The organism is Streptomyces sp. NBC_01235, assembly GCF_035989285.1.
Lineage (GTDB): Bacteria > Actinomycetota > Actinomycetes > Streptomycetales > Streptomycetaceae > Streptomyces.
This window is the reverse complement of the sequence record NZ_CP108513.1, coordinates 1,724,450-1,747,870: the sequence shown is the minus strand read 5'-3', so window position 1 is coordinate 1,747,870 and position 23,421 is coordinate 1,724,450. Positions and strand designations below refer to the sequence as shown.

The 23,421-nt window shown below is 70.9% G+C and carries 20 protein-coding genes; 12 read left to right on the top strand and 8 right to left on the bottom strand.

All coding sequences use genetic code 11. The features are described from left to right. The first annotated feature begins 63 nt into the window (after nt 1–63). The 5 genes from OG289_RS07255 to OG289_RS07235 all read left to right on the top strand — a co-directional run bounded on the left by OG289_RS07255 (nt 64) and on the right by OG289_RS07235 (nt 3,231). The gene (locus tag OG289_RS07255; protein ID WP_327313172.1) at nt 64–666 is read left to right on the top strand and encodes a hypothetical protein; all 603 of its coding nucleotides are present in this window, start codon (nt 64–66) and stop codon (nt 664–666) included. After that, nucleotides 663–1,748 carry a cytochrome b N-terminal domain-containing protein gene (locus OG289_RS07250; protein WP_327313171.1) on the top strand — a complete coding sequence of 362 codons (1,086 nt, stop codon included), beginning with the start codon at nt 663–665 and terminating at the stop codon, nt 1,746–1,748. The genes OG289_RS07255 and OG289_RS07250 overlap by 4 nt, the downstream gene beginning before the upstream one ends. Then, nucleotides 1,748–2,116, top strand: a complete 369-nt coding sequence (locus OG289_RS07245) for a hypothetical protein (protein ID WP_327313170.1) — start codon at nt 1,748–1,750, stop codon at nt 2,114–2,116. The genes OG289_RS07250 and OG289_RS07245 overlap by 1 nt, the downstream gene beginning before the upstream one ends. Before the next feature lie 103 nt (nt 2,117–2,219). Beyond that, the gene (locus tag OG289_RS07240) at nt 2,220–2,498 is read left to right on the top strand and encodes a hypothetical protein (RefSeq protein ID WP_327313169.1); all 279 of its coding nucleotides are present in this window, start codon (nt 2,220–2,222) and stop codon (nt 2,496–2,498) included. A gap of 91 nt (nt 2,499–2,589) precedes the next feature. After that, a complete protein-coding gene (locus OG289_RS07235) occupies nt 2,590–3,231 on the top strand; it encodes a class I SAM-dependent DNA methyltransferase (protein WP_327313168.1) in 642 nt (213 codons plus the stop codon). 302 nt (nt 3,232–3,533) lie between these two features. On the opposite strand, the gene OG289_RS07230 is transcribed toward OG289_RS07235, so the two are convergent. From OG289_RS07230 to OG289_RS07200, 7 genes are all read right to left on the bottom strand, one after another. Then, complete coding sequence (locus OG289_RS07230; protein WP_327313167.1) at nt 3,534–3,785, bottom strand: hypothetical protein; 252 nt, start codon at nt 3,783–3,785, stop codon at nt 3,534–3,536. A gap of 268 nt (nt 3,786–4,053) precedes the next feature. Continuing rightward, entirely contained in the window at nt 4,054–7,077 is a 3,024-nt protein-coding gene (locus OG289_RS07225) for an MGH1-like glycoside hydrolase domain-containing protein (protein ID WP_327313166.1), read from the bottom strand. A gap of 529 nt (nt 7,078–7,606) precedes the next feature. After that, a complete protein-coding gene (locus OG289_RS07220; protein WP_327313165.1) occupies nt 7,607–8,473 on the bottom strand; it encodes a dioxygenase family protein in 867 nt (288 codons plus the stop codon). Then, the gene (locus OG289_RS07215; RefSeq protein WP_327313164.1) at nt 8,466–9,563 is read right to left on the bottom strand and encodes a maleylacetate reductase; all 1,098 of its coding nucleotides are present in this window, start codon (nt 9,561–9,563) and stop codon (nt 8,466–8,468) included. Before OG289_RS07215 ends, OG289_RS07220 begins: the two co-directional genes overlap by 8 nt. Then, the gene (locus OG289_RS07210) at nt 9,560–10,888 is read right to left on the bottom strand and encodes an MFS transporter (protein WP_327313163.1); all 1,329 of its coding nucleotides are present in this window, start codon (nt 10,886–10,888) and stop codon (nt 9,560–9,562) included. The genes OG289_RS07215 and OG289_RS07210 overlap by 4 nt, the downstream gene beginning before the upstream one ends. Continuing rightward, a complete protein-coding gene (locus OG289_RS07205) occupies nt 10,885–12,435 on the bottom strand; it encodes a bifunctional 3-(3-hydroxy-phenyl)propionate/3-hydroxycinnamic acid hydroxylase (RefSeq protein ID WP_327313162.1) in 1,551 nt (516 codons plus the stop codon). Before OG289_RS07205 ends, OG289_RS07210 begins: the two co-directional genes overlap by 4 nt. Before the next feature lie 16 nt (nt 12,436–12,451). Then, a complete protein-coding gene (locus OG289_RS07200) occupies nt 12,452–13,438 on the bottom strand; it encodes an amidohydrolase family protein (protein ID WP_327313161.1) in 987 nt (328 codons plus the stop codon). Between the two features lie 329 nt (nt 13,439–13,767). On the opposite strand from OG289_RS07200, the gene OG289_RS07195 reads away from it, so the two are divergent. Then, complete coding sequence (locus OG289_RS07195; protein WP_327313160.1) at nt 13,768–14,550, top strand: IclR family transcriptional regulator; 783 nt, start codon at nt 13,768–13,770, stop codon at nt 14,548–14,550. A 4-nt stretch (nt 14,551–14,554) separates the two neighbouring features. Here OG289_RS07195 and OG289_RS07190 read toward each other — a convergent pair whose 3' ends face one another. Further along, entirely contained in the window at nt 14,555–15,364 is an 810-nt protein-coding gene (locus tag OG289_RS07190) for a PaaX family transcriptional regulator (RefSeq protein ID WP_327313159.1), read from the bottom strand. A 183-nt stretch (nt 15,365–15,547) separates the two neighbouring features. Here OG289_RS07190 and OG289_RS07185 point away from each other — a divergent pair, with 183 nt between their 5' ends. Genes OG289_RS07185 through OG289_RS07160 form a run of 6 tightly spaced genes read left to right on the top strand, consistent with a single transcriptional unit; the run spans nt 15,548 to nt 23,389 of the window. Next, nucleotides 15,548–17,065 carry an FAD-dependent monooxygenase gene (locus tag OG289_RS07185; protein WP_327313158.1) on the top strand — a complete coding sequence of 506 codons (1,518 nt, stop codon included), beginning with the start codon at nt 15,548–15,550 and terminating at the stop codon, nt 17,063–17,065. Further along, on the top strand, nt 17,062–19,104 hold the full coding sequence (locus OG289_RS07180; protein ID WP_327313157.1) for an acetate--CoA ligase family protein: 2,043 nt from the start codon (nt 17,062–17,064) through the stop codon (nt 19,102–19,104). The genes OG289_RS07185 and OG289_RS07180 overlap by 4 nt, the downstream gene beginning before the upstream one ends. An 11-nt stretch (nt 19,105–19,115) precedes the next feature. Then, the gene (locus OG289_RS07175; RefSeq protein WP_327313156.1) at nt 19,116–20,789 is read left to right on the top strand and encodes a (2,3-dihydroxybenzoyl)adenylate synthase; all 1,674 of its coding nucleotides are present in this window, start codon (nt 19,116–19,118) and stop codon (nt 20,787–20,789) included. After that, nucleotides 20,779–21,867, top strand: a complete 1,089-nt coding sequence (locus OG289_RS07170) for a cupin domain-containing protein (RefSeq protein ID WP_327313155.1) — start codon at nt 20,779–20,781, stop codon at nt 21,865–21,867. Before OG289_RS07175 ends, OG289_RS07170 begins: the two co-directional genes overlap by 11 nt. Continuing rightward, nucleotides 21,864–22,697: a fumarylacetoacetate hydrolase family protein gene (locus tag OG289_RS07165; RefSeq protein WP_327313154.1), complete on the top strand. Its 834-nt coding sequence runs from the start codon at nt 21,864–21,866 to the stop codon at nt 22,695–22,697. Before OG289_RS07170 ends, OG289_RS07165 begins: the two co-directional genes overlap by 4 nt. Then, nucleotides 22,694–23,389: a maleylpyruvate isomerase family mycothiol-dependent enzyme gene (locus OG289_RS07160; protein WP_327313153.1), complete on the top strand. Its 696-nt coding sequence runs from the start codon at nt 22,694–22,696 to the stop codon at nt 23,387–23,389. Before OG289_RS07165 ends, OG289_RS07160 begins: the two co-directional genes overlap by 4 nt. The last annotated feature ends 32 nt before the right edge of the window (nt 23,390–23,421 follow it).

Here is a 23,421-nt window from a genome sequence, read left to right as displayed (position 1 = left end):
CATACTCGGCACGTGCTGGTCAAAGCGGCGCAACGTCCTCACCGGCCGTGGAAGGCGATCGCCATGCGCAAGGAGCCACCCGGCACCCCGTGGGTGCTGGTACGCGCCGCTGCCCGAACTCCTGCGACCCTTCCGGTCGCGACCCTCGCCCTGCTGCTCCTGGCGGGTGCGGCCCAGGCGCATGAGGGGGAGAGCGACGAGTCGGCGGTGCTCGTCGAGCAGGCCATCGCGCTGATCGCCAACGACGCCGGTGAGGAGAAGGTGGCCGAGCGCATCGAAGACGCCCTTATGGCACCGCACAAGGAGGGCGTCGATCTGAAGCTCGTCGAGCAGGCCCGCGCCGTCGTCGAGCGTCCGGGTCCCGAAGGGGCCTCCCTCCAGGAGGCCCGAGGGCTTCTGCTTCGTTCGCTGGACGGCAAGCTGCCGTCCGCTCCGGAGGCGGGGAAGCTCGTCACGGGTACCGAGACCGGGACGAGCGTGGTGCTGGACGAGTTCCGGCCGGCACGCGGCATCGCCGATTCGGGCGACGCCGCCCTGTTCGCGCTGGCCCTCGTCGCCATCGTGGTCGGGCTGTGGCTGTCGGTGCGGCTACGCCCCCGCCACAGCATCCGGGAACTCGAGCGCCGCGCCGCCGCGCAAGAAGACGGAGAGGGCACGAAACGATGACCGCCGACTCCACCTCGCCCACTCCGGCGCCCCCGGCCGGGGCGGGAGGAAGTGATCGCGGGCGGTTCCATCGCGCCGTCGACGCGATCGATGAACGCATGGGGATCAAGGCGCTGACCTATCCGGTGCCCGAGCACGCGAACAACCTGGCGTGGAGTCTGGGCGGCATCACAGCGGTGGCGTTCGTGATCCTCCTTGTCACCGGGATCTACATCACGCAGTTCTACGCGCCGATCCCACAGGACGCGAACCAGTCGGTACGTGACCTGGTGACCGACGTATGGCTGGGCAGCTTCGCCCGCGCCCTGCACTTCTGGGCGGCGCAGGCGATGTTCGTCATGGCGCTGCTCCACCTGCTGCGCGTGTTCTTCCACGCCTCGTACAAGAAGCCTCGTGAGGGCAACTGGGTCGTCGGCGCGGCGATGTTCCTGCTGACGTTCCTGGCGGTCTTCACCGGCACGGTCCTGAAGTGGGACGAGGAGGGGTACGAGGCCCTGATCCACAACCTGGACGTGGCCGAACTGCTCGGCGGGGCCGGCATCTGGTTCACCGACGAGCTGACCGACCGGGTGTCCATCCTGCTGCGTCTGTTCAACGCCCACGTGGTGATCGTCCCCGGCCTGATTCTGCTGCTGTTCGTGTGGCACGCCCTGCTGATCAAGCGGCACAAGATCTCATCGCATCCCGAGATCCAGGTGCCCACCGTCGAGTCGCCCGAGCCGTTCACCGCCCATCTCAGGCGCGTGGCCGCCTTCGGGCTCGTCCTGCTCGGGGTGCTGTCGATGCTCGCGGTGCTGGTGCCGCCCGTGATCGGGCCGACACCGGTCGACGGGATCGAGATCACTCGCCCGCTGTGGATGTTCTGGTGGTTCTTCCCGATGGAGGAATGGTTCGGGGTCGCCTCCATCGCCTGGGTCATCGCAGGCGTCTTCGGACTGATCTTCCTCGTACCGTTCCTGGACCGCAGCCCGAGACGCAGGTGGCGCGAGCGCAAGCTCGCCCTCGGCGCGGCCGCCGTGCTGCTGCTGGCACTCGCCGCGATCACCATCGAGGTCTGGATCGCCAATCCGAAGGGCCACTGATGAACGCGGCTGTCCTACGGCGCGCGCGACGCTGGTTCTGGGCCCTTTCCAGTACGGCTGTCTGCGCGGCGGGTGCTCTGTACGAGGGGCTGCGCGCCGCCCCAGGACCCGGCACGGGGCTGCTCGTCCTGACCGGCGCCGTGGTGCTGGCCGTATCCGCCGTCCAGGCGGCGCGGATCCTGGCCCTGCTCGCCGGCCGGCCCCGCCCTCCACGGTGGCCGCGCGCCCCTTGGGATCCGCCCGATACAGCAGCACCCTCGTGCGAGGAGATGGGCAGCGAGCCACCGGCTTCCGAGCCCTCGCGCACCGGACAAGCCCCAGCCAAGGCCGAGGACGCCGGGCACGCCGACGACGGCCACCACCACTGACCTCAGGCCTCGTGGAACGACGGGGGGCGGCGACGCGGACGCGCCCGCCCCGTACTTCACGGCGACAGCGACGGCTCGCTCAGGAACCGGCCGGACGCCGGCCATGGGGGGAGTGCCCGTCGTGGTGGTGGGGCGCGTGCGCGGGGCTGCCGGTGCTCGGGTGGTACTTCGAGGAAGCCGCCGGCTCGGGTCGTACACCGGCCAGGGTGACCGTGACGAGCCGGTGGACCGCAGCAACGGCTGGTGGCCCTCAAGTGCCCTCCTGGCGAACCGGCACTGGACAGGCTGGGCCGCCGTCGGCGTCCTGGCGGTCGTCCTCCTCAAGGTGGCCCTCGTGGGCGGGTTCGGCCTCCATCGTGGCCGGGCCCGGAAAGGCCGCTGAAGGGGGCCATCGGCCTCCACCCAGGGGTGGACCTGGCCCGTCGACCTCAGGGCCGATCCGCTCGGCGCCGCCTTCTGCTGGAATCACGGCTGTGAACGCCATCCTGCCCCGCAAGTGGCCCAGCCCAGACGGCAAACCGATCCCGCCGACGGAGACTGCCGAGGTCTTCCGCGCTTTCGCCCGCGACCTTGCTGCCGGCCGCCGCCCGTGGGACACCGAGACCGCCCACTTCGTCGCCGACCTGTTCGACCAGTTGGCAGCGGAGTGGGACACCACCCGCGCCACCGGACGAGACGATCCCCTGCGCGACGCACTGGACCGCGGCGGCTCGTTCCCTCAAGGCCCCTGCCTGGAAGCCGGCTCGGGAACGGGCCTGTTCACTCCGCTGCTCGCCAGCCTCTTCCCGCAGGTGATCAGCGTCGACCTGTCGGAGCAGATGTTGCGTCAAGCCGCCGGGCGCTCGCCCTTGCGGGTGCGTGCCGACGTCGGCGCCCTGCCGGTGGCCGACGCCCGGATCGCGGTCGTCGCCGCCATCGACATGCTCCTGTTCCCCGCCGAGATCGCTCGCGTCCTGGCGCCTGACGGTGTGCTGCTGTGGATCAACCAGCTCGGTGAAGACGGGCCGCTGCACCTGCCCGCGGCAGACGTCGCAGCCGCTCTGCCCGGACGCTGGCAGGCCGTCGAAGCCCATGCCGGCTGGGGCAGCTGGGCCGCGCTGCGGCGCGCCCATTGAACCGCCGACCGAGGTGCGCCTGCCAAAAGGTCAACCACGCTTCGGAAGGGCGTCATGGTCTGCTCAGAACGCCGAGGCTCTCCTCAGGCGAGGTGGAGCCTGCGGAGCCTCCGTGCGTGGGAATGAGAATCCGCTGCGGGCGGGTTCGAGATCCCTCTCCGAGCTGGGGCGACCGCCATGCACGGCCGGACTGTAGTTGTCCAACGGCGGATTCGGGACGCGTTCGGGACGCAAGGACAGGAACAGACCGACAAAGGCGAACGAGGGCCGACACTGCCTACGCCTTCTGACCAGTAAAAACGTCAGGGATGAGTGTAGATCGGCAAGGCTACGTGGACGGTGACGGGGGCGTGATCGCCGTGCAGGTGACCGAGCCAGGCGCAGCACACCGGCTTGTTGAGGGTGCCCAGTGGGTGATGCGGTTGCCGAGGGGCCGACCCGGTGGTGGGCCGACCCGGTGGTGGGTCGGCGTGGTCGTCGTCGGCGATGCCGGTCCACAGGCAGTGGCCGGGTTTGTCGGCGAGGGTGTCCATCGGCTGCTTGCGGGCGTCCAAGGCCACCAGGTTCGCGGCGCGGCGCCGGATCTGGACACTTCGGCAGCGGTGGAAGCCGCCCCTGCCGATCGCAACTCGAGGTCGGAGACCGTAATACTGCCCGCCACCGTCAGGAGGCCAGGCGACGTCGCGAACACCGTGAAGGCGTACCCCGTGGCGCACGAGTCAATGTGCGGGCACCGCGGGGTATACCCCGCGGCGCCACAGCGCCGGCCGGGATCCGGAGTTCCGGACCCCGGCCGGCGGCCGTGGCGCGGCGGACGGTCGGTCAGGAGTTGAACGGTGTGGATCCGTCGCCCGTGACGATGCGCCACAGATGGTCGGCGGTGCCGTTGTCGTCCCACTGCAGGGCCTGGGCGCCGGATGCGTTGGACATGTCCTGGATGCCCAGGGCCATGCCGCTGTTCTTGTTGATGATCTTGCAGTAGCCGCCGCCCGCGTCGACTATCGACCAGAGGTGGTCGACGGTGAGCGTGTCGCCCCACTGCAGTGCGGTGGCGCCGGCCGTCTTGGACGCGTCCTTGATGCCGAGCACCTGGCCGCTGTTGGTGTTGAAGATCTTGTAGTAGCCGTTCTCGGCGGGAACGATCTTCCACCAGTGGTTGGCCGTGGTGTCGGCCGTCTGCTGCTGGGCGGCGCCTCCCGGGGCGATCGAGGAACCGGAGATGCCGAGCTCCAGGTTGCTGTTCTTGTTGATGATCTTCACGGCCGGTGTCTCCGGGTACCAGGACTCCAGCTCGGTGACGCCGACGAACTTGCCGGCCTGCGGTGTGAAGACGACCCGGAACTGCGAGGTCGTGATCGTCGGGAAGGTCACCTCGTTGGCGTTGTTCGCGGCCGGGGTGGCCGGGCTCCTGGTCTGGTTCGGGACGTTCACCCACGAGCCGTTGCTGAGGTACTGGACGGTGTAGCTCGCAGGGACGCGGATGTTCGCGCCGTCGTCGTAGGTGTAGAACTTCACCTCGTCGATCTTCCGCGGCGCGCCGAAGTCGACGCCGAGGTGGTCGGTGGCGTTCGGCGAGCCGGAGTTGGTCCACCGGTCGTCGGGGATCTTGTCGTAGCGGATCCAGCCGTCGGTGGCCCGCAGCGGGGCGTCGAACGTGGTGGGCTTGCAGGTCTGGCCGCTGTGGCAGTGCGGGCCGTTGGAGACGGTGTTGGTGTAGGAGGCGAAGGCCTTCGGATAGGGCTGCGTGATGGTGCGGCCCAGCCAGTCCTGCTCGGCGGTCAGCGGGTTGGCCGCCACGTTCATCAGCCGAGTGGCCGGCGCCGGGGTGACGGGGGCGGCCACGTTCACCGTGGTGTCCCCGAGCGTCGACGACTGCTGGATGCGCTGACCGTCCTGGAAGATCTGCAGGCCGCTGCCCTTGCCGTAGTGCGTGCCGTCACGGTCCCAGCGGATCGAGTAGGTGTGCCCGTGGTAGGGCAGGGACTCCACCGCGAACCAGTCCCAGCCGGACGGGACCAGCGGCTTCAACACCAGCGTGTTGTTCGCCTGCGGCTTGATGCCCAGCAGACCGGTGAGCACCAGGTCGTTGAAACTGGAGTGGTTGTAGTTCTCGCTGAAGTTGAAGCCGTCGTAGATCCACTCGCCGGTGTCACCGTCGGCGGCTTCGGCGATGTAGGGCTTGCCGTCCTTGTGCTGGAGGTCGGCGAACTGCGCCAGCATCGTCTGGTAGTCCTGCTTGGTGACGTAGCTCTGCGACGGGTAGTCCTGGAGCAGGTTCGCCATGCCGGTCAGGACCTGGCTCGTCTGGTACGGCCAGCTCGGGCCGTTCCAGTGGCAGCAGTTGGCGTCGTCACGCTGCTGCGTGGCGGGGATCGCCTGGTAGTCGAAGTACGGGTTCGCCGTGATCCGGTCGAGTTCGGCGTAGCTGGTGCCCTTGGCGAACTTCAGCGTGTTGGCGCCGGCCTTCATGGGGACCTGCACGGTGACGGCCTGCGACTCCGAGAACCTCTGCCAGGCCCCGGTGGGGGCGTAGCTGACCGTGATCGGGTTGGCGGTGTCGTCGTTCACGATGAGCTTGTGGGTCGACGTGCCGCTGGTGCCGTTGGCGTAGTACACGGTCACGGGATACGTCCCGGCGCCGGGCGCGTCCACGGTGAAGTCGACGTAGCTGTCGTCGAAGTCGATCTGGCCGATGTACTGCCCGTTGGAGGCGGTCGAGGAGCTGAAGAGGTTCGCGTGGTTGCGGGTGGCCTGCTCCGCCTCGAAGTCGTGCACCCGCTCCAGTGTCGTGGGCCCGAAGGGCGCCTTGAACCGCTTGGAGTCCGTCAGGTACTTCCACGCCGACGAGTACTGGGCGTCGGGCAGGTTGAACGCCCAGGGGGCGTAACCCATCAGCTCCCGCCAGGTCGTCCTGGTCTGCTTCAGGGTGCCGTTGGTGCTGTCCGTGTTGTAGACCTGCATGAAGAAGTTGCGCTGCGGGTCCCACAGCGAGTTCTGCACGGCGGTCTTGAGCTGCGCGGCCTTGGCGTCGTACTCGTTCGCGGTCGCCGTGTCGCCGTTCATCGTGGCGATCTTGCTGATCGCCTGGGCGGCGCTGAACATGTACGCGTTGATCGTGGGCCGGTAACCGCGGCCGCCGCTGAACCAGTTGCTGCTGTGCATCGACGTCTCGGTGTACTCCGTGGCGTCGGACAGCGGGGTCTGGTGGTACAGGTCGCTCGTGGACTGCGTGCCGTTCACCGTGACGTCGGTGTCGAGGTTGGAGTCCCACCGCTTGTACAGGGCGATGAGGTGGGGGAGCGCGGACTTGATCTGGGCGGCGTCCCCGGTGACGAGATAACGCTGGTACGCGGCGCTCGTGATCCACTCACTGAAGTTGCGGGCGCCCGAGTTGCCCGCCCCGCGCAGCCAGAAGTCCAGGTAGTCACCGGCGTAGTCCCGGTTGCGCAGCCACCGCCCGTCCAGCAGGTGGTAGCCGGCCGCGTCCGGGAGCGCGGTGTACGGGTTCCCGGCATAGCCGATCGGCACGTCGTACTCGGTCGACACGTAACCCGTGCCCGGCGCGGTGTAGCGGAGCGCGCGCTTGTAGGTGCTCCACCGGTAGTAGTAGACATCGTCGATGTCGTTGTCGGGGGTGTCGAGGAAAGGAATGTTGTCCTTGTACCACTGCCGCTCGTCGAGCTGGTTGGCGGCGAGGATGGCGTCCTTGTCGAGCGCGACCGCGTTGGGGTCGTCGGCCGCCTGGGCGGGGGTCGCCCCCGGCCCCCCGGTCAACAGGGCCATGGACAGCGTCGAGCCGCACAGGGCGGCCACCAGGCGGGTGCCGGGTCTGGGTCGGTAGCGCATAGAGGTGTCCTCCGTTGGGCACTCATGCGGGATATTCTCTATTCGAAATATCGAACGTCGTTCGAAATTCTGCGAGACGGTAGTGACGGACGCGAGGGGAAGTCAATAGATCTGCCCGGGCAAGCCGATTCGTCGCCGAACTCGCCGAGCTCGCCGACGCGCAGCCGCAGGTTCTCGCCGCGAGGACGTGGCTGTTCGAACGGCTGCTTGGCCAACTTCATCACTGCTTGACGCAACGCCAGGAGTTCAACGAAGCCGTCGCCTTCGCAGCAGTCGACTTTTGTTCGGCATCGCCGCCTGACCCCGTCGACGCATGGGGTGTCCTGTCCCCGTGGAGCTCGGCCGAACGCCTGCGGCGCAGGCCGCGGCGTGAGCGGGTCGGCGGGACGCCGCACACCAGCGGCTGCGGCGCCCGGCTGTCGTGCGGATTCGCTCCCGAGATCCCCAGGGGCAGGGGTGGAGCGGTGCGCTCAGTGATCCAGTGGATCTTCGACCGCCTCCTGCCCCGATCGACACGAGAGGGATCTGCTCACTCCTTCCTGAGGACGATGTCGAAGGCCGTCGAGGTCCACGGGCCCGCCGGCTGTCGACCGTCCGGCGTCGGTGTTCCGGCCTCGTGACGGTGGAACGGGCGGACGAGTGACTCCTTCACACCGAAGACGGAGTCGCTGTCCAGGATGGCGTCGCCCGCGACGAAGATGTGGGTGATGAGACGCCGGAAGCCGGGTGCCGTCACCATGAAGTGCAGGTGTGGTGCACGCATCGGAGAGCGGCCGGCGAGGTCGAGGAGCCGGCCGACGGGGCCGTCGTCCGGGATCGGGTACGGCGTGGGGGTGAGCCCCCAGAACCGGTAGCGGCCCTCGGCGTCGGTGAACAGGTGCGCACGCCCCGCGAGTTCGCCGTCGTCGTACTGGACGTCGTACATGCCGTCGTCGTCGGCCTCCCACACCTCGAGGCGGGCCCCGGGGACCGGGTTGCCGTCGGTGTCCGTGACCCGGCCGCTGACCCACGACGGCTCACCGCTCGCGCCGCCCGCGATGTCCCCGCCGAGCTCGATCCCGGGCGCGTCCTGGACGAAGAACGGGCCGAGGACCGTGGACTCCGTCGAGTCGGCGAGACCCGGATCGCCGAGGCTCGGTTCGCTCACCGCCACGGTGAGCATGGAGATGCCGAGGACGTCCGAGAGGAGGACGAACTCCTGGCGGGTGTCGGTCGTGATGTGACCGGCGGCGGTGAGGAACTCGATCGCGGCGCCCCACTCGTCGTCGGTGAGCCTGGTCTCCCGCACGAACGCGTGGGCGTGCCGCACGAGCGCCTGCATGACCTCGCGGAACCGTTCGTCCTTCGCGGCACCGAAGCTCGCGACGACCTTGTCGGTCAGCTCCTGTTCAGTCATCGGTGGGCTCTTCCGTATGAAGGGGGACCGGCACCGGAGTGTCCCCGCGCCACGCGCGCCCCAGCAGCTCGCGGATCTCGTCGCGGGTCACCCGGCGTGGGTTGGAGTCCGGCACCTGTGCCATGACCAGGTCCGCGGCCCGGTCGAGTTGCTCCTCTGCTAGCCCCAACTCACGCAGCGAGCAAGGGGGTTCGAGCCTCGCGTAGAGAGCGAGCAACGCCCCGAAGGGGTCGGTCGGTTCGTCCAGCGCCGCTCCGAGGTTGCGGGCCGCTTCAGGCGCCGCCGGCAGATTGAGGCCGACCACGTGCGGCAGGACCACCGAGTGCAGGGCGGCGTGTTCGAGGTCGTACGCGCCGCCGAGGACGTGGCACACCTTGTGGTGCAGTCCGGAACCGGCCCCCGCGAAGGCGACCGCCCCCAGATACGTGCCGAAGAGGATCTCGCGGCGGGCCGCGACGTCCTGGCCGTCGGCGACGATGCGCGGCAGTGCGGACGCCAGCGAGCGCACGCCCTCGACGGCCAGCGCGGAGCTGATCGGGTTGTGCCGCGGCGCCCACCACGCGTCGGCGCAGTGGGCGAGCGCGTTGAGCCCCGACGTCACCGACAGGCGGGTCGGCAGCGACAGCATCAGCGTCGCGTCGTAGACGACGACCCGGGGGAGCACCTTCGGGTCGACGCCGGTGCGCTTGTGGCCGTCCTCGGTGAGGCCCCAGACGGGGGTCGCCTCGGAGCCGGCGTATGTCGTGGGGACGGCGAGGACCGGCAGCCCGGTGGTGAGCGCCGCCGCCTTGGCGGTGCCCGTCGTCGATCCGCCGCCGACGCTCAGCAGCAGGTCGGCGTCGTGCTCGCGGGCGGCCGCCCGCACGGCCTCGGCCACCTCGGCCGGCACGTGCGGACGGACGGAACCGAAGACCGCCACGACGGGGACGTCCTTGCAGATGTCCTCGGCCAGGGACCGCTCCCCGTCGGCCGCGATCACCAGGACCCGGCTCGCGCCCAGCCCGGCGACCTCGGCCGCCACGTCCTCCCGGGCGGTCCCGGAGCCGAAGACGACCTTCTGGCCCCAGGACTCGTAGACGACCCGCGTCACGCCGCCACCGCTCGCACCCGGGGCACCGCGCCCGCCGCGAACGCCCCGGCGAGCGCCGGTACGGCGAAGGCGTAGAAGGCCCACTCGACGCCCGCACCCGAGGTGAGGACGAACGCGCCCAGCGACGGACCCACGATCGCGCCGAAACGTCCCACCGACAGGGCCCACGCAAGGCCGTTGGCCCGCACGGCGTCCGGATACCTCGTCACGATGAACGCGTTGCCGAGGATCTGCGAACCGATGAACCCGAACCCGCTGACGAACATGAGCACGAACATGACGGGCGTCGGCGGGCGGGTGCTCATCGCGACCAGGCTCAGCGTGCCGACCAGGAACGCGACGACCACCACACGCTTGGCACCGAGCGCGTCCGCGACCCGGCCGCCGACTATGGCGCCGACGCCGACGCCCAGCCACATCGCCGCCGTCTGCAGCAGCGCCGAGCCGAGGGAGAAGCCCGCGGCCTGCATGATGCTGGGCAGCCAGGTGCTGATGCCGAAGACGAGGAGCAGTCCGCAGAAGGACATGGCCCAGAAGAGCACCGTCGAGACCGCGAGCCCGCCCGTCAGCAGCGAGCCGAGGCCGAGCCAGCGGCCCGGGTCCGAGGCCGGCGAGGCGTCCGACGGAGCGAGGCCGAGCTGCTCCTCCACCATCCGGGCCTCGGCCGTGCGGCCCGTACGGCTGAGGTGGAACGGGCTCTCCGGGAGCCGCAGCACGAGCGGTACGGCCAGGAACACGGGGAGCACGCCGATCACGTACATCCAGCGGTACGAGACGTCGGGCAGCAGGGCGGTGCCGAGCAGCGGGGAGAGCAGGGCACCGGCCGCGTAGCCGCTCATGATCAGGGCGACGTTGCGGCTGCGGCGGCCCGGCTCGCTGAGGTCGGCGACGAAGGCGTTGATCGTCGGCAGTACGACGCCGAGGCCGAGGCCGACGACCAGGCGTCCGGCGCCGAAGGACGGGACGCCGCCCGCAGCAGCGCAGACCGCCATCCCGACCGAGAACACGGCGGTCCCGGTGAGCAGGAGCCGGCGCGGGCCGGTGCGGTGGACGAGTGCTCCGGCGAGGGCCGCGCCGATCAGCATCCCGATGCCGACGAGCGAGCCGATGGTGCCGGCCTCGGCCTTGTCGATGCCGAGCGAGGGGTCGCCCAGGATCGCGGGGACGGAGACTCCGTACACGGCGAGGTCGTAGCCCTCGAGGGACGCGACGACCCAGGCGGCGAGCAGCATGAACGTGCTCGCGGAGATTCCGCGGACCTGCGGGCGTATCGCGGACCGAGTGGACTGGGCGGACTTGCTGGACTGGCTGGACTGAGTGGTCATGGCCGGATCCCTTCTCCGACTGTGGCAGGAGCCTGCACCGGCTCGACTGCTGTGGCAAGTGTGGTGAGAAGTGCCGGGACGTCCGAGAGGACTCCCGTGGTGCCGAGGATGTAGAAGTCGGGCCGCCACAGAACGGCGGCGCTGCCGGTCTCGTCGAACCAGCGCCCGTAGACGCCGCCGACATCGGTGAGCCCCTCCGTGGTGAGGCGGCGGTCGGTGAGGTGGTGGACGGCCACGCCGAGCCTGGCGGCGAGCTCCGCGGTCGCGGGGGCGAGCGAGGCGCCCGTACGGCCGTCGACGAGGAGGACGAAGCCGCGGCCGAGGACCTCGTCGAAGAGCCCCTGCGTGCCGTGCGACTCCACCCGGCCGTGCGGCATCAGGTGTCCTGCCCGCGGGGACTCGTCACGCAGGCCCGGGCCGAGGCCCGGGAAGCGCATCTTCTCGGGGCGCCCGTCAGCCTCGCGTTGCGCGATCAGCCGGGCGTCGCGCTCGGCGGCGGCCTCCGGGTCCCGCATCGTCTGGACGCGGCCGAGTTCGATGCCCTTGGCGATGATGGCCCGCACATGCGGCTCGCGTTCGCTCTGGTACGTGTCGAGGAGCGCGTCATCGGCGCCCCGCAGCACCGCGTCCAGTTTGAACGCGAAGTTCTGCGCGTCTCGGATGCCCGAGCACATGCCCTGCCCCAGGAACGGCGGCATCTGGTGGGCCGCGTCCCCGGCGAGCAGGATCCGGCCGCTGCGCCAGCGCTCCGCGACGAGTGAGCGGAACGTGTACGTGGCGACGCGGATGAGCTCGGCCTGCCCGCGGTCGAGATGGCCGGCGACCCGCGCCCACACCCGGTCGGGCTCCCGCTCGACGGGGAAGGCGTCCTCCGAGTCGAGCATGAAGCTGAATCGGTGGTGCTCGGGGCCCAGCGAGATGATCGAGACCGGCTGCTCGGGGTCGCAGACCTGGCGGGCCTTCGGGACGTCCGAGGGGCCGGTCAGCCGGAAGTCGCAGACCATCCACGGCTCGGAGAACCCGTAGTCCTCCTGCCCGACACCGAGCCGGCCGCGGGTGAAGCTGTTCCCGCCGTCGCAGGCCACGACGTACCGGGCCGAGACGACCTGGTCGCTTCCCCCGACGTGGATGTCCACGCCGTGTTGAGTGTTCTGCAGACCGGTGACCCGCGAGTCCATGCGGATCTCGACGTTCCCGAGACCGCGGACGAGACTGTCGAGGGCGTCCTCGAGGTAGGGCTGGTACATCATGTACCACTCCGCCCAGCCCTGGCCGCCGACGGCGGCGAAGTCGTGCTCGATGAGGAGCTCGCCCGCGCCGTTGCGCCACTCGTAGTTGCGCTGGACGTGCAGCGTGGGCAGCAGCTCGCGGGAGATGCCGAGACGGTCGAAGGTCCGCATCGTCTCGTCGTCGAAGATGGCCGCGCGCGGAAGGTTGTAGAGGGTCGGGTAGCGCTCCAGGACGACCACGTCGTGGCCTGCCTGCCCGAGCAGCGCCGCGGTGACCATGCCCACGGGCCCGTACCCGATGACGGCTACGTCGTACACGTGCGTGCCCTTCCGCTCAGACACCCGCGAACGCGGGTGCGGAGGCGAGACCGAGCAGCTTCTCGGCGTTCTGGTGGCCGATCTTGAGCCGGTCGGCGTCGCTGATCGGGGCGTCCCGCAGGAACCTCGTGGCCGTCTCGATGTCCTCGAAGGGGTAGTCGGTGCCGAACAGGATGTGGTCGGCGCCCATCGACAGCAGGGCGGTGAGCAGCGGGGCGGGGGAGCAGACGCCGCTGGTCGTGATGTAGAGGTTGTGCCGGATGTACTCCGAGGGCCGGCCGCGCTTGAGCTCGATGCCGTGGTGCGCGTGGAAGTCCCAGCGGGAGTCCATGCGCCACATCACGTACGGCAGCCCCTCTCCCATGTGGCCGAGCAGCAGCTTGGCGCCCGGGAAGTCGTCGAAGACGCCTCCGAAGATGAGCCGCAGGACGTGGGTGGCGGTGTCGACGCCCCAGCTCCACATCGGCCCGACGAGTTCGGGGTGCCCGGACAGCACATGCGCGGTGTCGACGCCGTTGGCCGGATGCAGGTAGAGCGGCACGTCGAGGTGTTCGGCGCGCTCCCATACGACGCGCAGGGCGGGGTCGTCCAGGTACCTGCCGTGGGTGTGCGCGTTGACCAGGGCGCCGCGCAGGCCGAGCTGGGTGACTGCGCGCTCCAGTTCGTCGGCCGCGGCCCTGGGGTCCTGGAGGGGCAGGGCGGCGAAGCCGGAGAAGCGGTCGGGGTGCTCGGCGATGACGCCGGTGAGGAAGTCGTTGACCGTGATCGCCTGGCGTACGGCGGCGGCCGGGTCCTTCTCCGCCTGGAGGCCGGGGGAGTTGAGCGACAGCACCTGCATGTCCAGGCCGGAGGCGTCCATGTCGTCGAGGCGTTCCTCGGTGAGGTCGAGGAGTCGGCGGGACGCCTCGGCCCACGCCTGGGGCTGGGCGATGGACGCGGTCGACGCGCCGTGGCCCACCAGGTCGGGGGTCACGAAGTGCTCTTCGAGGCCTATCAGCTTCATTGCGGAGTTCTCCTCGGGGGATCTCGTACGCGTCTGCGGTCGAGGTCGCATGTGCGGGGGTGCGGCGGCGCCCGGCTCGGTGTGAGTGGCCGGGGCGGATGAGACGCGCGGGTGTGTGCGCCGAAGAACGAGCGGCTCCGGGCGGCTGCGAAACGGGCCGCCGGCGGGGCGGGGCAGTCGGGGGGAGGTGACTGCCACCGCTCCTGCAGTTCACCAGAACGTAATGCGTTCCGCAATAGTGAATGTAAGATCTGTTGGTGATCGGAGGTCGGCGCTCGTCGCGTCGATAGGCTGCATACCTTCGTCCACCTGCAGGGGAGTGCTGCGCTGTGACCACGACCGACCCCAGGGAGAACGGGGAGCGTCAGGGCATCCAGTCCGTCGAGATGGCGATGCGGGTCCTGCTGGCGCTGGAGAGCGGCGGCGGCGCGCTGAGCCTGTCGGCGATCGCGCAGGCGAGCGGCATGCAGCCCAGCAAGGCGCACCGCTACCTCGTCAGCCTCGGCCGCATCGGCCTGACCTCGCAGGATCCCGCCTCGGGCCTCTACGACTTCGGCGCCGCGATGCGCCGCCTGGGCGCCGAGTCGCTGCGCCGCACCAACGAGGTCGCGGTGGCGGGCGGCCACGCGATGCAGCTGCGGGACCGCACGGGCCACTCCGTGAACCTCGCGGTGTGGGGGGACCGGGGCCCGATCGTGGTGAGCTGGGCATACGGCACGCGCCCTCTGCCCCTGACGGTGCGGGTCGGCGCCACGCTTCCCCTGCTCACATCATCCGTGGGCCAGGTCTTCCTCGCGTATCTGCCCGAGAGCCTCACGGGCGAGGTGCTGGGCGGAGAGCTCCGCGGCAAGGAGGCGGAGTGGACGAGCGAGCGCCTCGCGGCGACCCGGGCGCGGATCCGCGAAGAAGGACACGTCGTGACGCACAGCGGCGTGATCCCGGGCATCATCTCGGTCGCCGCGCCCGTCTTCGCGGTGAACGACCCGCTGCCGCTCGCCGTCTCCGTCGTCCTGCCCGAGAGCCTCGGCACACCGGACCACCTCGCCGAGGTGACCCGCGAGCTGCACGACACCGTGGTCGCGGCCTCGCACGAGCTGGGGTACCTGGCGTAGAGCCCTACTCGACGGAACGCGGGCCTGCCACCTCGTCGTAGTGGGTCTCGGCCGACGGGCCGAGGATCTCGTGGGCCTCCAGGAACATCTCGTGCGCCTCGTGGCCCACCCAGCCCGCCGGGAGGAGTTCGGTCGGCAGGTCCGGGTCGCGGAAGGGGAACTTGCGGTAGTCGTACGTCAGCCGCATGCGCTCGACCAGCGCCTCCTCGGGGCTGAGGTGCCCGGCCCGGTACGACGGCATCCGGCTGCGGTAGGTGCGCAGCAGCTCCCGGTAGTCCTCGTTGAGGGCGGTGAGATCCCAGCTGCGCGCGGCCATCTCGCGGTCGACGGGCAACCCGCCCGACTGGCAGCGCAGGGTGTCCAGACGGATGGCCGGCTCGTCCGCGAACTTCTCCCGGACCTGCTGGAGCCGGTCGTGCGGGGAGACGTACGTGGAGGGGGCCAGGGGGCCGAAGCCCAGCCAGGCCAGCTCCTTGCGGATGCGGTCGCGTACGCCACGCTCGGTCTCGGGGACCGAGTAGATGACCATGTACCAGTGCCGGTCCCAGTCGGACGGCGCCCGGTCGAAGATGCGTGAGCGGCCCTCGTCCAGGAGCTGGAGACTGCGCTTGTTGAGCGCGTAGAGCGTCTCCCGGCCCTCGCGCCGGACGTCGAACCAGCCCTCCTTGCGCAGGCGCGCGAGGACCACCCGCACCGTGCTCTCACCGACACCGAAGCAGCCCATCAGTGTGCTGAGGGTGCGCATCCGGGCGGCGCCGCCGCGGTAGCGGACATAGTCGCCGAACAGGTCGAAGACGATCGATCGAGGCTTCACGGAACCGACTATGTCACACGGACGGCCGTCGTGAGGATGATCCTGATGGTGCCGAGAACCCGTACCAATACTGGGTAACCTGCTCGACGAATGCGCAACAAATTATTGACGCCCGTGTATCCATTGACACAAGCTGCGTCCGGGCCTGAGTCTGGGCTTGTACTCGACGTGGAGGCGGAAGCCATGGTTTCTCGGATCGCTTGTGTAGGAGGCGGCCCCGGTGGGCTGTTCTTCGCGGCGCTCATCAAGCAGGCCGATCCGTCGGTCGAGGTGACGGTCTTCGAGCGGAACCGCGCGGAGGACACCTTCGGCTTCGGCGTGGTGTTCTCGGACGCGACGCTGGCCGTCATCCACGAGGCGGATCCGGTCCTGCGCACCGCGCTCGCGGAACACGGCCGGCACTGGGACGACATCGAGGTGCGGCTGAAGGGCCGGCGGATCCGCTGCGGCGGCAACGGCATGGCCGCCATCACCCGCAAGACCCTGCTCCAGCTACTGCACGAGCGGGCCGAGGAGGTCGGGGTCGAGCTCCGGTTCAGCCACGAAATCCCCGCGGATCCCGCCGAGTTGGCCGACTACGACCTGGTCGTGGCCGCCGACGGGGCGAACTCCCGGCTTCGTGACCGGCTCGCCGACGTGCTCGTGCCGGAGGTGGAGGTCGCGACCGCCAAGTTCATCTGGTTCGGCACGGACTACCTCTTCGACGGCCTGACCTTCGTCCACGAACACGGCCCGCACGGCACCTTCGCCGTGCACGGCTACCCGATCAGCGACAGCGTCAGCACCTTCATCGTCGAGACCGACGAGGAGTCCTGGCGGCGGGCCGGGCTCGACGAGTTCGACACCGCGCAGCCGCCGGGCCCGAGCGACGAGAAGACCAAGGCGTACCTGGAGAAGCTCTTCGCCGAGCAGATCGACGGCCACGAACTGCTGGTCAACAACTCCCGCTGGGGCAACTTCCGCACCCGCCGCGCCCAGCGCTGGCACAGCGGAAACGTCGTCCTGCTCGGCGACTCCGCGCACACCGCGCACTTCTCCGTCGGCTCCGGCACCAAGATGGCCATGGAGGACGCCGTCGCCCTCGCCGACAGCCTCCTCGCCCACCGCGACGACCTGCCGACCGCCCTGTCGGCGTACGAGGCGGTCCGGCGGCCCTCGGTGGAGAAGATCCAGGACTCCGCCCGGCCGAGCCTGTCCTGGTGGGAGCACTTCGGGCGCTACCACGACGCCTTCGAACCGACGCAGTTCGCCTTCCACTTCATCTCCCGCAGCATCGGCAAGGAACGGATCGCGCGCCGCGACCCGGACTTCGTCGAACAGGTCGTAGGGGAATGGCGGGCGGTGCACGAGGGGCTCGATCCCCTGGACACACCGTTCAGGGAGTTCGGCGGCCGGCGCCTGACCGCGGCCGACCTCGCGGCGGTGCGCTCCGAGGGCTGCTTGACGCTCACCGCACCAGACGGTGAGTCCCAACTGCCCGAGATCTACGACGAGTTGGCCGACGCCCTGAGTGGTGACACGCCCCCGGACCTGGTCGCCGTCCAGGGCGGCACCCCGCTCACCCGGTCGCTGATCGCCGAACAGGCCCAGCTGGTACACGGCGTACCCGCGCTGATCGTGGAGGACGGAATGGACGACGACCGCGCTGAAACGCTGCTGCTGTCCGGGCGCGCCGACCTGGTGGCGGGGGAGCAGGCATGAGCACCGACCTGACGCCGATGTTCGCGCCCGAGGGCGTGGTCGTGATCGGCGCCTCACGGCAGAGCGGCAAGCTGGGCGCCGCCATGGCCCGCTCGCTGGCGACCTTCCCCGGCGCCCGCGCCCTGGTCAACGCACGCCGCCCGGAACCCGACGAGGGCGTGTACGCCTCGGTCGCCGAAGCCGCCGCACACACCGCCGGACGGCTCGACCTGGCCGTGCTCTGCGTACCGGCGGCCGGCTCCGCCCAGGCGCTGGCCGAGGCGGCCGCCGCGGGCTGCCGTGCCGCGCTGGTCTGCGCGGGCGGTTTCGGCGAGGCGGGCCCGGAGGGCGAGGAGTACGCGGAGGCACTGCTCCGCGTCGCCCGGGAGACGGGGATCCGGCTGCTCGGCCCCAACACCTCCGGCTTCTTCGCCCCCCACCTCGCACTGACGGCCAGCTTCGTGCCCGCCGCCGGACAGCTTCCCGCCGGGGACATCGCGGTGGTCGCGGCCAGCGGCGGCGTCAACCACGCGCTCTCCTTCGACCTGGTCACCGCCGGGAACGGCATCAGCCTCGGCGTCGGCATCGGGGCAGGCCTCGACGTCACCGCCGCGGACGTCCTGGCCCACCTCGCCGGAGACGGCCGTACGACGGCCGTCGCACTGCATCTGGAGACGGTGCCGGACGGGCCGCGGCTGGTCGAGGCCGTACGCCGGGTGGCCGCCGTCAAGCCGGTCGTCGCACTGGTCGTCGGCCGCAGCGACGTCGGTGACTTCGCCCGGTCGCACACCGGTGCGCTCGCCACCTCCTGGCGTACGACACGCGCCGTGCTGCGGCAGGCCGGGGCAGTGGTCGTCGACGACGAACGGGAGATGGTGGACGCACTCACCGCTCTCTCCCGCATCCAGCTGCGCCCCGACGCGGACCCGGGGCTCGCCATCGTGACCGCCCAGGCCGGACCGGGGCTGCTGCTGGCGGACCGGGCGGGTGCCGACGGCATCCGGATGCCGGAGCTGGCCGACGCCACGCAGCGCACGCTGAGCGAGCTGCTTCCCCCGCTCACCTACCAGCGCAACCCGGTCGACACCGGCCGGCCCCCCGAGACCTTCGCCCGCGTGCTGGACACGACGGCCACGGATCCCGAGGTGGACCTGCTCGCCGTCTACGCCCTCACCGAACCCGACAGCGTCGACCTCGCCTCGGCCGCGCAGGACGCCGGCCTCGGGGCGGACTCCCCGGCCGTGGTGGTCGTCGGAGGCCTGCCCGAGGACGTCGCCGAACAGCGGGCGCGGCTGCACAAGGCGGGGATTCCGGCGCTGACCGGACCGGCTTCGGCCGCCAATGCCGTACGGGCGCTGGTGACGCATGCGCGACAGCGGGCGGTGCGCACAGACGGGTCTCTGCCGGAGACGGCCGCCTCCGTGCCGTCCGGCCCGCTGGACGAGGACGCCGCCAAGACGTTCCTCGCCTCGCTCGGCATCCGCACCCCGGGCCGTGTCGCCTGCGACACCCGCTCCGACGCCCACTACGCCCTGCGTCTGCAGGGCGGGCCCGTCGCGGTCAAGGTGCTCGACGCCGCGATTCTCCACAAGACGGAGATCGGCGGAGTCCACCTGGGCGTGCGCACCCCCGACGAGCTCGACGCGGCGCTGGACGCCATCGGCCCCGACCGCCGTTACCTGGTCGAGGCGATGGCCCCGGCCGGTGTCGACCTCGTGCTCGGTGCGCGACGGGACCCCGTGTTCGGGCCGGTCGTCCTCGCCGGGCTGGGCGGCACGGCCGCCGAGGCCCTCGCGGACGTGGCGATCCGGCTCGCCCCGCTCTCCGCGGCCGAGGCCGCCGGGATGCCCGACGACCTGGCCGCCCGCGCCCTGCTCGACGGCTGGCGCGGCGGACCGGTGCTCGACCGAGCCGAGTTCGGGCGGGTCGTTTCGGCACTCGCCGCCGCCCTGGCCGCGAGTCCGGACACCGCCGAGATCGAGATCAACCCCCTGCGGCTCACCGCCGACGGGCTGATCGCCCTGGACGCCGTGATCGTGCACACGGCCGACCGCACCTGAGGAGAACGACCATGCCAAGGCCGAGCAGCAACGGTGCTGTCCCCTGGCCCGCGGAGTACGCCGAGCGCTACACCGCGAAGGGCTACTGGGAGGGCCACGCCATCGGCGACCGGCTCCACGCCGCCGCCGACGCCACTCCCGACGTGGTCGCCCTCGTCGACGGCGACCGGCGGCTGACGTACCGTCAACTCGCCGAGCGTGCGGACGCCGTGGCCCTGCGCCTGGCCGCGCTCGGGCTCCGCCCGGACGACCGGCTCGTGGTGCAGCTGCCCAACACCGCCGAGTTCGTGATCCTGACCTACGCCTGTCTGCGCCTCGGCGTCATCCCGGTGATGGCACTGCCCGGGCACCGGCGACACGAGATCGGTTACCTGGTCGAGCACAGCGAGGCCGTGGCCATCGCGGTGCCTGACCTCCTCAAGGGCCACGACCACCAGGCGATGGCGTTCGAGGTCGCCGACGCCTCCCCAACCCTCCAGCATGTCCTCGTACTTGGCGACAAGGTCGGCGACGACGCCGTGGACCTGCGGGAGTTGTGCGCCGCGCCCGGCACGCCGGCGGACCGGGCCGCAGTGGACGCGTACCGGCCCGACAGCCGCTCGATCGCCGTCTTCCTGCTCTCCGGCGGCACCACCGGGCTGCCCAAGCTCATCGCCCGCACACACGACGACTACGTCTACAACGCCCGCCGCAGCGCCGAAGTCTGCGGATTCGGCCCGGACACGGTCTACTTCGCCGCTCTCCCGCTCGGCCACAACTTCCCGCTCGCCTGCCCGGGCCTGCTCGGCGTGCTGGTGAACGGCGGCCGGGTGGTGCTGGGATCGCCCAACCCGGAGAAGGCGTTCCCGATCGTCGAGCGCGAGGGCGTCACCGCTTCCGCCCTGGTCCCGGCCGTCGCCCAGCGCTGGCTGGACCACCACCGGGAACACCCGGGGACCGACCTGAGCTCGCTGCGCGTCCTCCAGGTCGGCGGCTCCCGGCTCGCCGACCACGTCGCCCGCCGCGTCCGCCCCGAGCTGGGCTGCACGCTCCAGCAGGTGTTCGGCATGGCCGAGGGACTGCTCAACTACACCCGCCTGGACGACTCCGAAGACGTCATCTGTACGACGCAGGGGCGCCCCATGTGCGAGGACGACGAACTCCTCGTCGTCGACGACCTCGGCAACCCGGTCCCCGAAGGGACACCCGGCGTACTGCTCACCCGCGGCCCGTACACCCCGTGCGGCTACTACCGCGCCGAGGAACAGAACGCCCGCGCCTTCACCGAGGACGGCTGGTACCGCACCGGCGACATCGTGCGGCTGCTGCCCGACGGCAACCTCGTCGTCGAGGGCCGCGACAAGGACATGATCATCCGGGGCGGGGAGAACATCTCCGCCGAGGAGATCGAGAACTTCGCCTACCAGGCCCACGGCGTCGCCCGAGCCGCCGCCGTGGCGATGCCCGACGCCCAACTCGGCGAGCGGGTCTGCCTCTACGTCGTACCGGAAGCGGGGCACACGGTCACCCTCGACGACGTCCACCACGTCATGGAGCACGCCGGGATCGCCCGCTTCAAGTTCCCGGACCGGCTGGTGACGGTCCCCGAACTCGCCGCCACCAAGGTCGGAAAGATCGACAAGAAAGCGCTGCGCGCCGACATCACGCGCCGGCTCGACGCCGAAGGAACCCCCCATGACCAGTGACACCGTCATAGCCCCGGAGGAGACGGACCCCGAACTCCGCAAGCTGTACGACGGGTTCGCGGAGGCAGGGCTCATCCCCCTGTGGACCGAGATCGGCAACCTCATGCCGCTCACCCCGCAGCCCGAGGCCGTGCCGCACGTCTGGCAGTGGGACACCCTGCTGCCGCTCGCCCGCCGGTCCGGAGACCTGGTGCCGGTCGGGCGGGGCGGTGAGCGCCGCGCGATCGCGCTCGCCAACCCCGGCCTGCCCGGACGGCCGTACGCGACTCCCAACCTGTGGGCGGCGGTTCAGTACCTGGGCCCGCGCGAGGTCGCCCCCGCACACCGGCACTCGCAGGGCGCCTTCCGGTTCATCCTGGAGGGCGAGGGCGTGTGGACGGTCGTCAACGGAGACGCCGTCGAGATGCGCCCCGGCGACCTGCTGCTCACCCCGTCGATGCACTGGCACGGCCACCACCACGTCGGCGACGCGCCGATGGTCTGGCTGGACGGCCTGGACATCCCGCTCGTCCATCGCCTGGACGCCGGATTCTTCGAGTTCGGCGAGGACGGGGTGTCGGACCGGTCGACCCCGATCCGGTCCCGCAACGAGCGGCTGTGGGGCCACCCGGGGCTGCGCCCGATCGGGGCTCCGGACAGCGCCAACTCCCCCCTGATGGCCTACCGTTGGGCCGACACCGACGACGCCCTCACCGCCCAGCTGGAGCTGGCGGACGAGGGGCACCCCGGCGTCATCGAGCCCGGCCACGCGGGCATCCGCTTCACCAACCCCGCCACCGGCCGCGACGCCCTGGCCAGCCTGCGCACCGAGATGCACCGCCTGCGCCCCGGCACCACGACGGCCACCCGTCGCACCGTGGGCTCCTCGGTCTGGCAGGTGTTCCGGGGCAGCGGCACCGTCACCCTCGAGGACCGCGTGGTCGAGGTGTCCGCCGGCGACCTGATCGCCGTCCCCTCCTGGTGCGCCCTGACCGTTGCCGCGCACACCCCACTCGACCTGTTCACCTTCAACGACGCGCCCCTCTACGAGGCGCTGAACCTCGCCCGCACCGAAACGACCGGGAGCACGTCCGCATGAAGCTCGCCACCATCCGCACCGCCGACGGCACGGCGGCCGTCCGCCTCGACGGCGACCGTGTCGTGGAGACCGGCACGCCCGACGTCGCCGCCCTGCTGCGCCGCCCCGACTGGCGTACGTACGCGGCTGCCGCCGAGGGGCCGACGCACGACGTGGCGGCTCTCGACCTCGCCCCGGTCGTCACGACCCCCGCCAAGATCTTCTGCGTGGGCCACAACTACCGCACCCACATCGCGGAGATGGGCCGCGAGATGCCCTCGTACCCCGCCCTCTTCGGCAAGTTCGCCAACGTCCTGCTCGGCGCCCGCGACGACATCGTCCACCCGGGCGAGACGGAGGAGCTGGACTGGGAGGCCGAGCTCGGCTTCGTCATCGGCTCCCGGCTGCGCCGCCGGGCCACCAAGGAGGAGGCGGCGGCCGCGATCGCCGGCTACACCGTCGTCAACGACATCTCCATGCGGGACTGGCAGTGGCGTACCCCGCAGTGGTTGCAGGGCAAGGCGTGGGAGGCCAGCACCCCGGCCGGGCCCTGGCTGGTCACCGGCGACGAGGTCGACGACGCGGCCGACCTGGAGATCCGCCTCGAGGTGGACGGCGAGGTCATGCAGCGCTCACGCACGTCCGACCTGCTCTTCACCCCGGCGGACATCGCCGCGTACCTCAGCACGTTCACGACGCTGGAGCCGGGCGACCTCGTTCTCACCGGTACGCCCGGCGGGGTCGGCGCGGCCCGCGACCCCAAGGTGTTCCTGAAGCCAGGACAGGTCGTACGGACCGTGATCGAGGGGCTCGGGGAGTGCGTGAACACCGTCGTCGAGGACAAGCCGTGAAGGTCCTCGGCTGGGTCGAGGACGGGCAACACCGACTGCAACAAGCGATCGACGCGCTGCCCCCGACGTCGGTGGCCGAACCGTCCGCCCTGCCCGGCTGGACCCGCGGCCACCTGCTCACCCACCTCGCCCGCAACGCGGACGCCCTGGTCAACCTCCTGACCTGGGCCCGGACGGGCATCCCGACCCCGATGTACACCTCGCCGGACCAGCGCGCCACGGACATCGAGGCGGGCGCCGGCCGGCCGCTCGCCGAACAGCAGGCGGACATACGGGAATCCGCCGCCCGGTTCGCCAAGGCGGCCGAGGCGCTGACGGACGACGCCTGGTCCGCCACGGTCACCAGCGGGCAGGGCCGCGAGATCCCGGCGTCCGAAGTGCCGTGGCTACGGGCCCGCGAGGTGTGGATCCACCTGGTCGACCTGCGGGTGGGCGTCGGCATGAACGCGCTGCCGCCCGACCTGGCCTGGGCCCTCGTACGCGACGTGGCCGGGTGGATGTCGGCCCGCGTGGCGCCGGACACCGGGGCCGAGTTGACGGCGGACGGCCACGGCACCGTCGTACTCGGAACGCCTTCCCCGAGCGGCGGCACGGTCTCCGGACCTCCGTACGCCCTCGCCGCCTGGCTCACCGGCCGGGGCGGCACCGAAGAACTGCGCGGCGAGCTGCCGAAGCTCCCGCGCTGGCTGTGACCGAGTGGTTGTCAAACGATCAAAGGAGATCG

Coding starts and splice junctions, on each gene's coding strand:
- OG289_RS07255 (WP_327313172.1), top strand. CDS start 64: ATGCGCAAGGAGCCACCCGGCACCCCGTGGGTGCTGGTACGCGCCGCT.
- OG289_RS07250 (WP_327313171.1), top strand. CDS start 663: ATGACCGCCGACTCCACCTCGCCCACTCCGGCGCCCCCGGCCGGGGCG.
- OG289_RS07245 (WP_327313170.1), top strand. CDS start 1,748: ATGAACGCGGCTGTCCTACGGCGCGCGCGACGCTGGTTCTGGGCCCTT.
- OG289_RS07240 (WP_327313169.1), top strand. CDS start 2,220: ATGGGGGGAGTGCCCGTCGTGGTGGTGGGGCGCGTGCGCGGGGCTGCC.
- OG289_RS07225 (WP_327313166.1), bottom strand. CDS start 7,077: ATGCGCTACCGACCCAGACCCGGCACCCGCCTGGTGGCCGCCCTGTGC.
- OG289_RS07220 (WP_327313165.1), bottom strand. CDS start 8,473: ATGACTGAACAGGAGCTGACCGACAAGGTCGTCGCGAGCTTCGGTGCC.
- OG289_RS07210 (WP_327313163.1), bottom strand. CDS start 10,888: ATGACCACTCAGTCCAGCCAGTCCAGCAAGTCCGCCCAGTCCACTCGG.
- OG289_RS07200 (WP_327313161.1), bottom strand. CDS start 13,438: ATGAAGCTGATAGGCCTCGAAGAGCACTTCGTGACCCCCGACCTGGTG.
- OG289_RS07185 (WP_327313158.1), top strand. CDS start 15,548: ATGGTTTCTCGGATCGCTTGTGTAGGAGGCGGCCCCGGTGGGCTGTTC.
- OG289_RS07180 (WP_327313157.1), top strand. CDS start 17,062: ATGAGCACCGACCTGACGCCGATGTTCGCGCCCGAGGGCGTGGTCGTG.
- OG289_RS07175 (WP_327313156.1), top strand. CDS start 19,116: ATGCCAAGGCCGAGCAGCAACGGTGCTGTCCCCTGGCCCGCGGAGTAC.
- OG289_RS07170 (WP_327313155.1), top strand. CDS start 20,779: ATGACCAGTGACACCGTCATAGCCCCGGAGGAGACGGACCCCGAACTC.
- OG289_RS07165 (WP_327313154.1), top strand. CDS start 21,864: ATGAAGCTCGCCACCATCCGCACCGCCGACGGCACGGCGGCCGTCCGC.